This is a genomic window from Janthinobacterium sp. EB271-G4-7A, assembly GCF_020858075.1.
GTDB lineage: Bacteria > Pseudomonadota > Gammaproteobacteria > Burkholderiales > Burkholderiaceae_D > Janthinobacterium > Janthinobacterium lividum.
Map to the genome: position 1 here is coordinate 3,906,591 of NZ_JACYMI010000001.1, position 15,011 is coordinate 3,921,601.

Below are 15,011 nucleotides of genomic sequence, written 5' to 3' on the forward strand. Positions count from 1 at the left end.
GGTTTCCCAGCACTATCCTCACTGCCACGCATCGCGGCCTTGCTGGCGGCCGTGGCCATGGCATCGGTATCGTCTCTCGCCAGCGCCCAGGGCGCCACCGCCTGGAGCTTCGACCAGGTCTTGCAGCAGGCGCTGCAAAGCCATCCCGCCGTGCAGGGCAAGCGTTCGGCGCAGGCGGCCGCGCGCGCCGAACTCGATGGCGCGCAGTGGCAGCGCTTTCCCAGCCTGTCGGCAGAAGTGCCCACTGGTTCGCAGGAAACGGGCGGCGTGGTGCGCATCGAGCAGCCGCTGTGGAGCGGCGGACGCATCGACGCCGGCATCGATGCCGCCGGCAGCCGGGTCGATGCGGCCGGCGCCGCCATCGAGGAAGAACGCCTGACCCTCTCTTTGCGCGTGATCGCCGCCTACACGGAAGCGCTGCGCCAGACGGCGCGCGTGCGCTCGGCGGAGGCGGGCCTGGCCGAGCACCAGCGCCTGCTGGACATGATCAAGCGCCGCGTGGTGCAGTCGGTCAGCTCGCAGACGGACCAGCGCCTGGCCGAATCGCGCGCCTACCAGGCGGCCAACGACGTGTCGAATGCGCGCCAGGCGCTGGAAAACGCGCTGGCGCAGCTGTCGCAACTGGCCGGCAAGCCCGTGCGCCTCGTCAGCGCCACGGGCATCGGCGTGGGCGAACCGCTGCCCGACGCCAGCCTGGAGCGGGTCATGCGCCAGGCCATAGCCTATTCCCCCACCCTGCACCGCCTCGATTTCGAGGCGCAGGCAGCCGATTCCGAGATCACCATGCAGCGCTCGGCCTACATGCCGAAGGTGGTGCTGCGCATGGAAAAGCCGACGGGCGGCATCAACGCCGACAACCGCACCCGCGCCATGCTGGTGCTGCAGGCGCAGCCGGGCGCCGGCTTGTCGGCCAAGGCTGGCGTGGATGCCGCCGTGGCCCGGCGCGAAGGCGCGCGTGCCGCGCACGACGTGGCAGAACGCGAGGTGCGCGAGCGTTTTACCCTGGACTGGAACGAGGCCGAAGCGAGCCGCCAGCGCCTGGGCAACGCGGGCGAGGCCAGCACCACCTCGACGCAGGTATTCGAATCGTATGCGCGCCAGTACGTAATCGGCCGCAAGAGCTGGAACGACGTGCTCAACGCCGTGCGCGAAGCGACCCAGGCGCAGTTTTCACTGGAAGACACGCGCGCGCAAGCCATCGCCGCCAGCCTGCGCCTGGCCGCGCAAACAGGCACCCTGGCCGGGCGCACGGCGCCGGCAGGCATGGCGCGCGCGAATTGACACCGACATGATGCACACAGGAGACAGCGTGGATACCTCCATCAAACATGGCTTGCTGACACTCATTGAGCGCGCCGCCCGCCTGACGGGCCAGCACGTGCCCGCCGCGCGCCTGGCCGACCTGCAGCGCCAGCTCGATGACGCCGACGACAGCGGCGCGCCCGCCATGGTACTGACCACCCTCTGGCAGGCGGCCGGGCTGGAAGGCGCGGCGCGGCCGCTGCACGAGCCGACGCCGGGCGAGCTGCCATTCGCCGTCTACAGCGCCAGCACGGGCTGGGGCTTGCTGCAGTCGCGCGGAGCCGACGGCGCCTGGCGCGGCGAAGGCATCGATGGGCGCGCCTTGCAGCTGGCGACACTGGCCGGCCTGGCTTGCGTGGGCCTGCCGCGCCGCAGCGAAAAAAGCGGCGCCCGCCCCGGCGCCCTGGGCCTCGTGCGCAACGCCCTGTGGCTGAAGAAAAGCGTGTTTGTCGACGCCGTGCTGGCCACCGCGCTGGTGACCCTGCTGACCATGGCCACTTCGCTGTTTTCCATGCAGGTGTACGACCGCGTGATCCCGAACCAGAGCTTCAGCACCCTGTGGGTGCTGGTGGTGGGCGTGGCCCTGTCGATCGGCCTGGAATTCATCCTCAAGCAGGTGCGCAGCCGCATCGTCGACCACTCGTGCAATGACGTCGACCATGAATTGTCCGAGTGGTTTTTCCAGCGCATGCTGGGCATCCGCATGGAGGCGCGCCCCGCTTCCGTCGGCACCCTGGCGGCGCAGGTAAAAGGCTTTGAAATGGTGCGCGGCGTGCTGACGTCGACATCGCTGTTCGTGCTGACGGACGTGCCCTTCGCCGTGATTTTTCTCGCCATGATCACCATCATCGGCGGCTGGCTGGTGGTGGTGCCGCTGGTGGCCCTGCCGCTGGCCCTCGTGTGCGGTTTGATGTTCCAGCGCGCCATCGAAAGCCATACGCGCAAGAACCTCAACGCCAGCAACCGCAAGGCGGGCTTGCTGGTGGAAGCCGTCGATGGCGTCGAAACGCTCAAGGGCAGCAGCGCCGAATGGATGATGCAGGCGCGCTGGGCCGAACTGGTGGCCGAGAGCAGCCACGCGGAGCAGAATATCCGCGACTATGCGGCCCTGTCGCAAAACATCACGGCCGCCTTCCAGCAGCTGACCAACGTGGCGCTGATCTCCATGGGTGCGTGGTTCGTGGCCGAAAACCAGATGACCATGGGCGCCCTGATGGCATGCACCATCATCAGCAACCGCGCCCTGATGCCCATCGTGCAGCTGCCCGCCGTGATGGTGCAGTGGGCGCATGCGCGCGCCTCGATCGACGGCCTGGAGCAAGTCATCAGCCTGCCCAACGAAGCGGACAATGCGCAGTTCGCGCTGACGCCGCGCAGCCTCGATACGGGCTTGCGCTTCGAACGCATCCGCTTCACGTATGGCGGCGCGCAAAAGGTGGCGCTGGAAGTGGAAAACCTGGCCATCCGCCCCGGCGAACGGGTCGGCCTGGTGGGCGCCATCGGTTCGGGCAAGAGCACCCTGCTGAAACTGGCCTCGGGCCTGTACCAGCCGGCCGAAGGCAAGGTGTACCTGGGCGACGTCGACATGGCCCTGCTGGCGCCGGCCGTGGTGCGCGAAATGGTCGGCTACCTGCCGCAGGAAACGCGGCTGTTCAGCGGCACCCTGCGCGACAACCTGCTACTTGGGCTGGCCGACCCGGGCGAGGAAGCGATCCTGGCGGCCGCCAAACGCACGGGCCTGATCGAGCTGATACTGGGCCAGCCACGGGGACTGGCGCTGGGCATCACCGAGGGCGGGCGCGGCGTATCGGGCGGCCAGCGCCAGTTGATCGCCGTCACGCGTTTGCTGCTGGCCAAGCCGCGCATCTGGCTACTCGATGAACCGACGGGCGCCATGGATGCGAAGACGGAAGCGCGCATCGTCGGGCTGTTGGGCGAACTGGCGGCCGAAGGCGTGACCATGGTCGCCACCACGCACAAGAACGCCCTCTTGCCCCTGCTCGACCGCCTGGTGGTGCTGCAGGCCGGACGGGTGCTGCTCGACGGTCCGCGCGATGCCGTGCTGGCCAAGCTGTCGGGCAAGCCGCAAGCCGTACCCGCCCCTGCCCCGGCACCGCAAGCAGCGCCGGTGGCGCAAGGAGCGGTCGCATGAAACTGGCCAAGGTCGAAGCGCGGGAAGAAGCGAAACGGGGCCGGGTGCTGATCTGGAGCTGCACGGCGGCGCTGGCGGGCGTCATCGCCTGGGCTTCGTGGGCGGAGCTGGACCAGGTCACGCGCGCCAACGGCCAGGTGATCGCCAGTTCGCGCAACCAGATCATCCAGGTGGCCGATGGCGGCGTGCTGGCCGAACTGCGCGTGCATGAAGGCAGCATCGTGAAAAAGGGCGAATTGCTGGCCCGCTTCGACCGCACGCGGGCCGAAACGAGCTACCTGGAAAGCACGGCCAAGGCGGCCGGATTGAAGGCGGCCGTGGCGCGCCTGCAGGCGGAAGTGTTTGGCGGTGCGCCGAAGTTCCCGCCCGAACTGCAGGCGTTCCCGGAATTTCGCGCCAACCAGCTGGCCCTGTTCAGCAAGCGCCAGGGTGCCGTGCAAGCGGAAGTGAGCTCGCTGGAAAGCGCCATGAAGCTGATCAAGGAAGAGCTGGAAATGAATCTGCCGCTGCTGGAAACGGGTGATGTCAGCCGCGCCGAGGTATTGAAATTGCGGCGGCAGGTGGTCGACATCCAGGCGCAGATCACCAACCGGCGCAACAAATACCTGCAGGACAGCCAGACGGACCTGGTGAAAGCCCAGGAAGACCTGGCCGGCGTGCTGCAGACGGTGACGCAGCGCAAGGAGCAGCTGGGCTCGACGGATATCTACGCGCCCACCGACGGCATCGTGCGCAACGTGCGCCTCACTACCTTGGGCGGCGTGGCCAAGCCGGGCGAGGAAATCCTGCAGATCGTGCCCACGGACGATGACTTGATCATCGAGGCGAAAGTCAAGCCGGCCGACATCGCCTTCATCAAGCCCGGCCTGCCCACGGCCGTAAAACTGGACGCCTACGACTACGGCATCTACGGCCGCCTGCGCGGCACCGTCAGCTACATCAGCGCGGACACCTTAAGTGAAGACAACAAGGGCAACGAACAGCCGTACTACCGCGTGCAGATCAAGACCAGCGGGCGCAATCTGATGGGCAAGAATGGCGAGCCGATCCTGATCCAGCCCGGCATGACGGCCACCGTGGAAATCAACACGGGCCGCAAGACGGTCTTGCGCTACCTGACGAAACCGATCACCAAGACATTCTCGGAGTCGATGGGGGAACGCTGACGCAGCGGGCTGCGTCAGCCTACTTCAGCCGGCCGGTTTCAATCGGCCAATGACGCTGGCCACCTTGGCCGTGATCATGTCGACCGCGGGGCCGTTGGCACCATGCGGCAAAATGACATCGGCATTGCGCTTGGTCGGCTCGATGAATTGCTTGTGCATCGGGCGCACGGTTTCCAGGTACTGCTCGATGACGCTTTCCACCGAGCGGCCGCGTTCCGTGATATCGCGTTGCATGCGGCGGATGAAGCGCACGTCGGAGGCCGTGTCGACAAAGATCTTCAGCGACATCATGTTGCGCAAGTCTTCGTCATACAGGGCAAACAAGCCTTCGATCACGATCACCGGGGCCGGCTTGACCAAGATGGTCCTGTCGGAGCGGTTGTGCAGCGTGAAGTCGTACTCGGGCATCTCGATCGCCTCGCCATTGCGCAAGGCCTGGATGTGCTGCACCAGCAACGGCCACTCGAACGCCTGCGGATGGTCGTAATTCTGCTGCCTGCGCACTTCAGGGGAGAGATGGGTTTGGTCGCAGTAGTAGTCGTCCTGCATCACGACCGAGACCATGTCGGCGCCAAAGGACGCCAGCACTTGTTGGGATACGGTGGACTTGCCACTGCCGCTTCCGCCAGCGACACCAATAACAAACGGTTGGAAGGAAATAGTATTCATGCCGAATGATACCGGAAACATGCGCGGACCGACAGGGAGGGGCTGAAAAGCCGGGCCTGTCAATCGCCATGCATCAGCTGCGCATACAGCTCGGCCACCCGCTCTGCCGTGATGCCGTCGCGCTGTTCCACCGCCAGCGGGTGATCCGTCGGTTCCAGCTCGATGGCCGGACGCATGCCGTCGTCGCGCAGGTGCACGCGGGTCTTCAGGTTCAAGGTAGCGGGATACACGGGCAGTTGCGTGCTGAGCCAGCCGAAGAAGGGGCCGATATGCGCCCGTTTGGCATCGTTGAAGCAGGCGTCCCATGCGTCGAAGCTGTCGCCGCTCAGCGATACCCACACGCCCCAGCTGAACGGCTCGTCCGCGCCGTGCACGGGGATGTCGAGGGTGGCGCGCACGAAGCAGTGCGCTTCGTCAACGATGCAGGCGTCGCTGTCGAGCTGACAGCGTGCTTCGCGCTCGGCCGGCGCCATCTGCTGGTACAGCCACGGCGCATCGGCGCCGAAGCTGGGCATGCCCGTGTGGGTCTCGCCGCAGGAGCGGCACAGGAAGGAAAAAGTCATGTGGGAAGGCTGCTTATTCGAATTGTTTACGGTGTTGCATGCATAGAGTTACTTGGGGAAACCGTGCGCTTGGCATTCGGGCAAGATGATATTCTAAACAATCCCACGATGCACAGACGGGACGCATCGCGCCAAGGGCATTGCATGCCTGATCTCTTTCAGTATCGATAGATTATTTACCTGGAATAAACAATGAACGAAGAAAAATTTTGGCAGCTGATAGAGCAAATCGACCGTGAAGCCCTGGAAGACGGCGACGCCGATGCCGCGGTAGAACCATTGACCGAAGCGCTCGCCGAGTTGCCGGTCAAGGACATCAAGGGCTTCGAAGAGTGCCTGGCTCAGGCACTGTACCAGCTCGATGGCAAGGTGTTTGCGGACCATGCCGGTAACTCAGGAAAGTCGGATGACGGTTTCCTGTATGCGCGCTGTTTCGTCGTCGGCTCGGGCAAGGCCACGTATGACAGCGTGCTGGCCGACCCCACGCTGATGCCCGATCAAACGGACGCGTGGCTGGAAGAACTGTTGAGCGTCGCTCCCGAGGCCTGGTCCGAGAAGACAGGGCGTGACACCGATGACTGGGATTTTACCGCCAGCGTCGATTATGAAACCGGAAGCAATTCCGCCGCCTGGCCTGGCTAAGGCGGCAATGGACGCCATCGCCGCAAGCAGGGCGCATATCCAGCTGGCCGAAGGCGATCCCGGGCAATGGGAGGCGCACATGGCGGCAGCTGAAGCCGTGTTGCGCAGCGCCTTGCAAGCGACCCGGCAAGACACGGCCCTGATCACTTGCCTGGGCGCCGTGCTGTGCGACCAGGGCAAGTACAGGGACGCCGTCAACGTACTGGAAACGGCGCTCAAGCTCGGTTCGACGGACAGCCATACCCATTACAACCTGGGGGTGGCCCTGGCGGGACTGGCAAAACCACGCAAGGCCATGGCGCAATTTGGCAAGGCACAGGACCTTGCCGCGTCCAGCCTGACCTGGACCGCCTATTTCGACCCGCAAGCCCAATAGGCGCGTGCCCGGAAAATTATTCGAACTGCTTGCGGAACGCCTCGAACTGCGCCGCCAGGCCATCGAAGTCGCTGCGCAATTGCAGCACTTCCTGTTCCAGCTGGGCCACCCTGCTGCCCTGCTGCGGCGCGCTGACGGCGCCCGCAAAACCTGCCGCCGTCTCGATCTGCGCCAGCGCCTCTTCGCCGCCCAGAAGGTGGCCGTAGCGCGGTTCCTTGGCGCCGGGCGCGACGGCCAGCTTGGCCACCAGCGGCGGGTATTTGTCGATCAAGAATTGCAGGCCGGCTTCCACTTCCGCCACGGACTTGAATTCATGCACGCGGCCGCTGCGGCTGCGGATCTCGCCCGCCGTCTGCAAGCCGCGCAGCATCAATATCGTCAGGATGGCCAGCTTGTCCTGTTCCAGCGACCACTTGATGCGCATGCGGTGTTCGTACTTGGCGACCCGCGCGCCCGCCTGCGTGATGCCGTTGACGAACTTGCGCTGCATCAAACGCTGCAGCACGTCGTAGACGGTTTCTTCGGACAGGGCCATGACGGGGTCGCGGCTGGACAACTGGTTGCAGCCGTTCGTCAAGGCATTCAGCGACAGCGGATAGCTGTCCGGCGTCAGCGCTTCCTTTTCGGCCAGCACGGCCAGCACGCGGATCTCGAAGGGGTCGAGCAGATTGGGATTGTCGCTACTCTTTTCTGCTGCGTTTGCGTCTGTAGTCATGCCTGTATCCTTAATCAACCAGCTTGTTCATTTGCTCGGAATCGAATTTATCACACTCGGGCACGCCCTGGCAGCAGATGCCCGCCGCCTTCAGGGTGGCGAGGATGGTTTCGATGCGCTGCTCCTGTGCCACGGCATGCGTGATCAAGCCTTGCAGGGCTTTCGACAGCGGATCGTCGCCGTTGGGCGTGACGCCATACGCGGCGAACAAATGGGCCGTGCTGCCCTCGCGCAGGGCGCTGACATCCTTTTGCACGATGTGCGCGGGGTTGCCGACGGCCGTGGCGCCGGACGGCACGGGTTTCAATAGCACGGCGTTCGAACCCACCTTGGCGTACTCGCCCACCGTGAAACTGCCCAGCACCTGCGCGCCTGCGCCGACGATGACGCCCCGCTCCAGCGTCGGGTGGCGCTTGGCGCCACTGTGCAGCGAGGTGCCGCCCAGGGTCACGCCCTGGTAGATGGTGCAGTCGTCGCCGACGACGGCCGTCTCGCCGATCACCACGCCGAAGCCATGGTCGATGAAGACGCGCCGGCCGATGACCGCGCCCGGGTGGATCTCGATGCCCGTGATGATGCGGGCGATATATGAAATGAAGCGCCCTACCCACTTCAGGTGCCGCGTCCAGCACCAGTGCGCCCAGCCATGCATGACGATGGCGTGCAGGCCAGGATAACAGGTCAGCACCTCCCAGCCATTGCGGGCGGCAGGGTCACGTTCAATGATGCTGTTGATATCTTCGCGCAGGTGGTGGAACATAATGACAATGAATAAGGTGGAACGCAAATGGTAGCGTATTCGGCGGCGTGCTGCCGGGGAGGCAGATAAACAACCGCCGCCTCAAGGGCGGCGGCATATCAAAGAAGCGCTACAAAACGTTCAGGGCAAGGCGCATTACCGAAGACAGTACAAAAGTACGGCGAGGCAATGCAACGCCGCCCTGGACGTTTTTTAGCCTTCTTTCGCGATGCGCTGGCGGCGGGCTTCGTAGAGACAGACGCCGGAAGCGACCGATACGTTCAAGCTCTCGACGGAGCCGAACATCGGGATGCTGACGAGGATGTCGCAGGTGTCGCGCGTCAAACGGCGCATGCCTTCGCCTTCGGAACCCATGACGAGGGCCGTCGGGCCCGTGAAATCGGCTTCGTACAAGCCTTTTTCGCCGTCGTCGGACGTGCCGATCAGCCAGATGCCGCGCTCTTTCAGTTCACGCATGGTGCGCGCCAGGTTCGTCACGGTGATGTACGGGACGGTTTCGGCGGCGCCGCTGGCGACCTTGGCGGCCGTGGCATTCAAGCCCACGGCGCGGTCCTTCGGCACGATGACGGCATGCGCGCCGACGCCGTCGGCCACGCGCAGGCAGGCGCCCAGGTTGTGCGGGTCGGTGATGCCGTCGAGAATCAACAGCAGCGGCGGGCCGTCGATGGCGTCCAGCAGTTCATCGAGATTGCGCGCCAGCGACAGTTGCGAGGCAAACGCGATCACGCCCTGGTGGCGGCGCGTGCCGACGATCTTGTCCAGACGCGACGAGTCGACAGGCATGACGCGCACGTTGGCAGCCTTGGCGGCGGCGATCATGTCCTTCATGCGGCCGTCGACGCGGCTGGCATCGACGAAAATTTCTTCCACGGACGACGCTTCATGACGCAGACGCGAGGTGACGGCGTGGAAGCCGAAAATCATTTTATTCTTCATTTGTTATCGTTTCTTTTATCGCTTGTTCTTGCTTGATTTTGATACAGTTTTTGCTGCACGTGGTGCCGCCGCAGCGGGTGCCGCGGCTGGTTTCTTGCTGCGCTTCGGCGCGGCGGCCTTGGGGGCTGCGGCCTTGGGGGCTTCCTTCAGCGCTGCCTTGGCTGCAGGCTTGGCTTGCGCCTTGGCGCCATTGGAACGGCCGCCGGAACCCTTGCCGGCCTTGCCGCCGTTGTTGACGCTGGCCTTGATCTCATGGCGCTGCTCGGTCGCAGGACCGGGCTTGACCATGGATTTCTTTTCGCCCTTGCGCTTGCCGCCAGCTTGCTTGGCTGGCGCTTCTTCGCCTGCCAGTTCCGCATCGGTAACCAAACGCAGGTCGATCTTGCGCGTTTCCAGGTCGACACGCGCCACTTGCACCGTCAGACGGTCGGTCAGCTGGTAGCGCTTGCCCGTGCGTTCGCCGCGCAATTCATGGCGCGCATCGTCGTACTGGAAGTAGTCGGTGCCCAGCTCGGTGACGTGCACCAGGCCTTCGACAAACAGGGTGTCCAATTGCACGAAGACGCCGAAGGTGGTCACGCCGGTGATGGTGCCGGTGAACTCTTCGCCCAATTTATCTTGCATGAAGTAGCACTTCAGCCAGGCTTCCACGTCGCGCGACGCTTCGTCGGCGCGGCGTTCGTTGGCCGAGCAATGCACGCCCAGCGCGTCCCAGATCGTCAGGTCCGTCTTTTTCGGCTTGCCGTCGGCCTTGTCCTTCGCTTGCTGCTTGCGCGTGGCGTTCGACACGTTCGTGTTCAGCACGGTCTTTTCGGACAGCTTCGGCTCGTATTTCTTGCCTTGCAAAATGGCCTTGATGGCGCGGTGCGTCAGCAGGTCGGGATAGCGGCGGATCGGGCTGGTGAAGTGGGCATACGCCTCGTATGCCAGGCCGAAGTGGCCGATATTGTCCGGGCTGTAGACAGCTTGCTGCATCGAGCGCAGCAGCATCGTTTGCAACAGGGCCGCGTCGGGACGCGCCTTGATCTGCTGCATCAGGGTCTGGTAATCGGATGCCGATGGCGTGTCGCCGCCCGTCAGGTTCAGGCCGACTTGCTTGAGGAAGGTGCGCACTTGCGTGAGCTTTTCCTTGGTCGGGCTGGCGTGGATGCGGTAGGTGCCAGGATGCTTGTTACGCAGCAACAGATCCGCCGCGCAGACGTTGGCCGCCAGCATGCACTCTTCGATGATCTTGTGCGCTTCGTTGCGCGTGCGGGGGATGATCTTTTCGATCTTGCCGGCGCTATTGCAGACGATATACGTTTCCGTAGTCTCGAAGTCGATGGCGCCCCGCTCCGTGCGTGCTTTCAGCAAGGCGCGGTAGACGGCTTCCAGGTTTTGCAGGTGCGGCAGGATGTCCGCGCGGCGTGCCGCTTCGGGTCCCTTGGTGTTGCCCAGCACGGCGGCGACTTCGTCATACGTGAGGCGCGCGGCCGAATGGATCACGGCCGGATAGAACTGATACGCCTTCAACTCGCCCTTGTCGCTGACGACGGCGTCGCAGACGAGGGTCAGGCGGTCGACGGCCGGGTTCAGCGAACACAGGCCATTCGACAGTTTTTCCGGCAGCATCGGGATCACGCGGCGCGGGAAGTAGACGGACGTGCTGCGTTCGAGCGCATCGGCATCGAGCGCGTCGTTCGGCTTCACGTAATGGCTGACGTCGGCAATCGCCACGATCAGGCGGAAGCAGTTGGCGCGGCCGATCTTGACGGGCTCGCAATACACGGCATCGTCGAAATCGCGCGCGTCCTCGCCATCGATGGTAACGAGCGGCACGTCGCGCAGGTCGACACGGTCTTTCAGGTCGGCGGCGCGCACTTCGAAGGGCAGTTTTTCAGCCTGCTTGAGGGCGGCGGCGGAAAAGACGTGCGGCACGTTGAATTTACGCACGGCAATTTCAATTTCCATGCCGGGATCATCGAGCGCACCGAGCACTTCGACGATCTTGCCGACCGGCTGCTTGAAGCGCATCGGTTGCTCGGTCAGCTCGACGCTGACGATCTGGCCGGCCTTCGCCTTGCCCACCGAACCGGTCACTAGGATGTCCTGGCCGATGCGCTGGTCTTCCGGCGCCACGACCCAGGTACCGTTTTCCTGGATCAGGCGGCCGATGACGTGGGTATTGGCGCGGTAGGTGACTTCCACGATCGTGCCTTCCGGGCGGCCGCGGCGGTCCGTGCCGACGATGCGGGCCATGACCTTGTCGCCATGCAGTACTTTCTGCATTTCTTTCTCAGGCAGGAACAGGTCGGCGCTGGCGTCGTCGGGAATGACAAAGCCGAAGCCGTCGCGGTGGCTGGTAACGCGACCGGCGACAAGCGCGCTCTGGTCGGCCAGGCTGAAAACACCGCTGGCGTCAGACTTGAGCTGGCCGTCGCGCTCCATCGCCTTCAGGCGACGGACCAGGACATCCATGGAATCGGCATGCACTTGCAGCGTTTTCCCGAGAGACTGCGGGTCGAGAGGCGCGTTGACGCTGCGGAATATGCCGAGAATGTCCTCCCGGCTGGGGATGGTGTGGGTATTTTGGCTCAAAAGTATTTCTATAGTTGTTATTGACAGTGATCAAACGGAAGACAAAGACCGATGACATCACCGTCAATATTGACACGGTGATGTCCGGTAGTGTACCGGAGGACGCCTTGGTTTGCCTAACGGACAGCGTAGCGGAAACCGAACAAGTGCCCCGCCGATGAAAAAAAGGAGAAAAGCTGCGCAATGCATTTGACTTCGGCAAATATTGCTCTATAATCTCGGTCTCTTGCAGCGACAAACCTTCACGGGAATGCAGTTGCAGGAAAGCGGTACAGGGTTGATGTGCAGTATGGAGCGAAAGCTCATCTGGCGCAAAACTCTTCAAGCCGTTATAATAGCAGAATTGTTGCGAAGTTATTTTGCGACAAGTAATAGAGCAGCATCAGTGCCCACGTGGCGGAATTGGTAGACGCGCATGGTTCAGGTCCATGTGCCTTCGGGTGTAGGGGTTCGAGTCCCTTCGTGGGCACCATTACCTAATTCGCAAAAAAGCCGCAAACTTTCACGAGTTTGCGGCTTTTTTCATTTCCGCAGCACGGCACCAACCCGCCCGGGAAATTGTCAAAAAAGAACATTTTTGCTCCATTCAATAGTATATTGACATCTCCCCATGCCACGCATCGCGCGTGACTGGCAACAGCATTACGGAGAGAAGTCATGACATGCAGGCCAGGCAAACACCAACGGATTCTTTTCAACAGCTTCATGGCATTAAGCCTCGGCGCTGGCGCCAGCCAGGCGGCGGACTGGGTAAGCACCCGCTCCAGCAGCCCTGAAATCGTCAAACCGGCACCGGAACAAGTGAAATTGCAGGTGCAAAATCCGCCGTCCTTTGCCTGGCCGCGCCATGCCAGCTATCCGGCGCAATATGTCGTGGAGATTTTGCCGGTTGGCGGCACCGCGAGCAGCCACACCGTCTCGCGCAATTTCCTGCTGCCATCGAGCGCACTGCCGCCCGGCGAGTATGAATGGCGCGTCAGCCCGCTTTCCACGTCCCGCGACTGGTCCGACAAGCGTCCGTTTACCATCGACAGCAATTCACGCAATTTTGTCGTTCCCGAATCGTCCGATATGGCGGCGACCGTGCGGGCCCACCCGCGCCCGCGCCAGTTGCCAGCCTCCTTCGCGCAAGCGAGCGCCTGGGATGCCGCCATGGAGAGCAAGCGGCGCCCCTTCCTGAACCGCCTCGTCAGCGAAGTCAATCTGAATACCACGGCCGTGGCCAGCGTCAACGATGGCATGTGGACCACGCCCAACGATGGCGGCCAGTACAACCGCATCGCCAATGCCGCCGGCGCCGTGATCCGGCAAATGGAAGCGGCCGCCTTGCTATTTCGCCTGACACAGGAACGCAGGTATCTGGATGAGGCCATACTGCGCGGCGACCAGCTGGCCGCCCTGAGCCCGGATGGCCCCACCAGTTATAAAGCGCAGGACCAGGTGGCGCGCATGATTGCCCTGGTACTTGCCAAGGGTGCCGACTTCCTGTGGCTGGATCTGGATGCGCCCCGCCGCGCGCACTGGCTGTCAGCCGCTGCGCAGCGGCTGACGCCCATTTACGCGGATCTGTCCATCGCCGGCGGACGCCTGGACCAGTCCCCCATGGACTCGCACGGCGTCGAGGCACTGGGCTACCTTGCCGCCGCCTCAACCCTGCTGCTCGACGCCAGGCCGGAAGCGCAAGCCTGGTTCGACTTTGCCGTGCGCTCGTACATGCATATCGTCCACGTCTGGAGCGGCCCGGAAGGCGGCTTTGCCAACGGCTCGGCGTATGGCCAGTACACCACCGATATACAGTTGCAACTATGGCAGCCGCTGGCCGAAGCCACCGGCGTCAACCTGTTCAACAAACCGTGGGCAGCGGGATTTTCCAGCTATTTCATGCAGTTCATCCCACCGAACGCCCCACGCCACGTCTTCGGCGATGTCCACGAAAGCAAGCCGGACCCGGCACCCCTGAAGGCGTATGTGGCACGGCAAGCCACGCCAGCGGCCGCCTGGTACAGCAGCCAGCCGGGCGCGCAGGAAAATCCCATCACCCTGCTACAGGCGCCCTACCCACTGCCTGCCGACACGGTCGCGCCCGAAGCACCGCCCAACGCCATGCTCTTTCCCAGCATTGGCTGGGCAGCCATGCACAGCGACATGAGCAACGCCGCCCGCACTTCCGTCTACTTCAAATCGAGTCCGTTCGGCGCCTTCAATCACAGCCACGGGGATCAAAACAGCCTGGTCATCAACAGCGGCGGCAAGCCACTGCTGATCGAAGCCGGCTACCAGGACTACTACGCATCGCCGCTGTCGCAAAGCTGGTACCGCCAGTCGCGCGCCCACAACGCCATCACCTTTGATGGCGGGAAAGGCCAATTCATCGCCGGCCACTACGAGATGCGCTACAAAAACGGCAAGATCACGGCATTCATGCATGGCACGGACCTCGACTACGTGGAAGGCGATGCCAGTGCCGCCTACAGCAACGACTTGAGCCTGGCCAAGCGCCAAATATGGTATTCGCGCTCGAACGACGTGGTGGTGGTGCTCGACAAGCTGAACTCCGCAACGCCCCGCACTTTCGAATGGAACATGCATGCGCTCAACACCCTGTACCTGTACCCGAATGGCCGGGCCAGCATAGAAAATGGCACGGCTTCGCTTTGCCTGCAATCATTAAGGCCAGACGAGGAACAATTGTCCAGCTTTAGCGCCCCCAATCCGCCCAAGGAGGCAAGCCAGCAGCACGCCGCCTACGTCAAGACCACCCCGGCCATGGCGGCGGAATTCCTGATCGTGCTCGATATCGGCTGCAAATCGGTGCCAACCTCCCTGCAGACAGTGCCTGGCGGACGCTTGCTGCAGATCGGCACGCAAACCATCACCCTTCCGCAATAAGCACCAAATGCCTGTTTTTGCTGAAAAAACAGGCAGATTCATCTTGCCTTTCATAGGGAAATGGCTTTTTTCAGGGGAAATGGGTGTTTCTTTAAGAAAAGTGCAAAATGTTGATTGACCGAATGCACGCCAGCCCTTATGATTTTGTCCTCGCTGCAGAACATGCAGCGACAAGCAGCAAGCAGTAACAATGCCCACGTGGCGGAATTGGTAGACGCGCATGGTTCAGGTCCATGTGCCTTCGGGTGTAGGGGTTCGAGTCCC

Annotated in this window: 12 protein-coding genes and 1 tRNA gene; 7 read left to right on the forward strand and 6 right to left on the reverse strand. The window is 63.1% G+C overall.

From position 1 onward, the window contains the following. Positions 1–57 precede the first annotated feature (57 nt). From IGS58_RS17545 to IGS58_RS17555, 3 genes are read left to right on the forward strand one after another with little or no spacing between them, the layout of a single operon-like run. On the forward strand, positions 58–1,281 hold the full coding sequence (locus IGS58_RS17545) for a TolC family protein (protein ID WP_230522171.1): 1,224 nt from the start codon (positions 58–60) through the stop codon (positions 1,279–1,281). A gap of 28 nt (positions 1,282–1,309) precedes the next feature. Continuing rightward, a complete protein-coding gene (locus tag IGS58_RS17550) occupies positions 1,310–3,454 on the forward strand; it encodes an ATP-binding cassette domain-containing protein (RefSeq protein WP_205412551.1) in 2,145 nt (714 codons plus the stop codon). Further along, on the forward strand, positions 3,451–4,620 hold the full coding sequence (locus IGS58_RS17555; protein ID WP_070260260.1) for an HlyD family type I secretion periplasmic adaptor subunit: 1,170 nt from the start codon (positions 3,451–3,453) through the stop codon (positions 4,618–4,620). The genes IGS58_RS17550 and IGS58_RS17555 overlap by 4 nt, the downstream gene beginning before the upstream one ends. 24 nt (positions 4,621–4,644) lie before the next feature. On the opposite strand, the gene udk is transcribed toward IGS58_RS17555, so the two are convergent. Both udk and IGS58_RS17565 read right to left on the reverse strand, forming a co-directional pair. Further along, positions 4,645–5,289 (reverse strand): uridine kinase, encoded by a 645-nt coding sequence (udk, locus tag IGS58_RS17560; RefSeq protein WP_070260278.1) that lies wholly within the window; start codon positions 5,287–5,289, stop codon positions 4,645–4,647. A gap of 59 nt (positions 5,290–5,348) precedes the next feature. Further along, a complete protein-coding gene (locus IGS58_RS17565) occupies positions 5,349–5,852 on the reverse strand; it encodes a DUF2199 domain-containing protein (protein WP_070260263.1) in 504 nt (167 codons plus the stop codon). Between the two features lie 192 nt (positions 5,853–6,044). Between IGS58_RS17565 and IGS58_RS17570 the strand changes: the two genes are divergently transcribed. Both IGS58_RS17570 and IGS58_RS17575 read left to right on the forward strand, forming a co-directional pair. Then, the gene (locus IGS58_RS17570; RefSeq protein WP_070260265.1) at positions 6,045–6,494 is read left to right on the forward strand and encodes a DUF4240 domain-containing protein; all 450 of its coding nucleotides are present in this window, start codon (positions 6,045–6,047) and stop codon (positions 6,492–6,494) included. Positions 6,495–6,501: 7 nt separating this feature from the next. After that, the gene (locus IGS58_RS17575; protein WP_070260267.1) at positions 6,502–6,870 is read left to right on the forward strand and encodes a tetratricopeptide repeat protein; all 369 of its coding nucleotides are present in this window, start codon (positions 6,502–6,504) and stop codon (positions 6,868–6,870) included. Positions 6,871–6,886: 16 nt separating this feature from the next. Here the strand turns inward: IGS58_RS17575 and IGS58_RS17580 are convergent, their stop codons facing one another. The 4 genes from IGS58_RS17580 to rnr all read right to left on the reverse strand — a co-directional run bounded on the left by IGS58_RS17580 (position 6,887) and on the right by rnr (position 11,858). Beyond that, positions 6,887–7,585 carry a YceH family protein gene (locus tag IGS58_RS17580; protein WP_070260269.1) on the reverse strand — a complete coding sequence of 233 codons (699 nt, stop codon included), beginning with the start codon at positions 7,583–7,585 and terminating at the stop codon, positions 6,887–6,889. A gap of 10 nt (positions 7,586–7,595) precedes the next feature. Beyond that, the gene (cysE, locus tag IGS58_RS17585) at positions 7,596–8,345 is read right to left on the reverse strand and encodes a serine O-acetyltransferase (RefSeq protein WP_070280435.1); all 750 of its coding nucleotides are present in this window, start codon (positions 8,343–8,345) and stop codon (positions 7,596–7,598) included. A gap of 192 nt (positions 8,346–8,537) precedes the next feature. After that, the gene (gene rlmB / locus IGS58_RS17590) at positions 8,538–9,281 is read right to left on the reverse strand and encodes a 23S rRNA (guanosine(2251)-2'-O)-methyltransferase RlmB (protein ID WP_034784003.1); all 744 of its coding nucleotides are present in this window, start codon (positions 9,279–9,281) and stop codon (positions 8,538–8,540) included. Positions 9,282–9,296: 15 nt separating this feature from the next. After that, a complete protein-coding gene (rnr, locus tag IGS58_RS17595) occupies positions 9,297–11,858 on the reverse strand; it encodes a ribonuclease R (RefSeq protein ID WP_230522172.1) in 2,562 nt (853 codons plus the stop codon). Between the two features lie 387 nt (positions 11,859–12,245). Between rnr and IGS58_RS17600 the strand changes: the two genes are divergently transcribed. Together IGS58_RS17600 and IGS58_RS17605 are read left to right on the forward strand one after the other, a co-directional pair. Beyond that, a tRNA-Leu gene (locus IGS58_RS17600) sits at positions 12,246–12,330 on the forward strand. Positions 12,331–12,563: 233 nt separating this feature from the next. Continuing rightward, positions 12,564–14,747 (forward strand): heparinase II/III domain-containing protein, encoded by a 2,184-nt coding sequence (locus IGS58_RS17605; RefSeq protein WP_230522173.1) that lies wholly within the window; start codon positions 12,564–12,566, stop codon positions 14,745–14,747. Positions 14,748–15,011 lie beyond the last annotated feature (264 nt).

Bases quoted from the DNA above. Each gene is read 5' to 3' on its own strand.
- IGS58_RS17545 (WP_230522171.1), top strand. From the start codon at position 58: ATGGCATCGGTATCGTCTCTCGCCAGCGCCCAGGGCGCCACCGCCTGG.
- IGS58_RS17555 (WP_070260260.1), top strand. From the start codon at position 3,451: ATGAAACTGGCCAAGGTCGAAGCGCGGGAAGAAGCGAAACGGGGCCGG.
- udk (WP_070260278.1), bottom strand. From the start codon at position 5,289: ATGAATACTATTTCCTTCCAACCGTTTGTTATTGGTGTCGCTGGCGGA.
- IGS58_RS17565 (WP_070260263.1), bottom strand. From the start codon at position 5,852: ATGACTTTTTCCTTCCTGTGCCGCTCCTGCGGCGAGACCCACACGGGC.
- IGS58_RS17570 (WP_070260265.1), top strand. From the start codon at position 6,045: ATGAACGAAGAAAAATTTTGGCAGCTGATAGAGCAAATCGACCGTGAA.
- IGS58_RS17575 (WP_070260267.1), top strand. From the start codon at position 6,502: ATGGACGCCATCGCCGCAAGCAGGGCGCATATCCAGCTGGCCGAAGGC.
- IGS58_RS17580 (WP_070260269.1), bottom strand. From the start codon at position 7,585: ATGACTACAGACGCAAACGCAGCAGAAAAGAGTAGCGACAATCCCAAT.
- cysE (WP_070280435.1), bottom strand. From the start codon at position 8,345: ATGTTCCACCACCTGCGCGAAGATATCAACAGCATCATTGAACGTGAC.
- rlmB (WP_034784003.1), bottom strand. From the start codon at position 9,281: ATGAAGAATAAAATGATTTTCGGCTTCCACGCCGTCACCTCGCGTCTG.
- IGS58_RS17605 (WP_230522173.1), top strand. From the start codon at position 12,564: ATGGCATTAAGCCTCGGCGCTGGCGCCAGCCAGGCGGCGGACTGGGTA.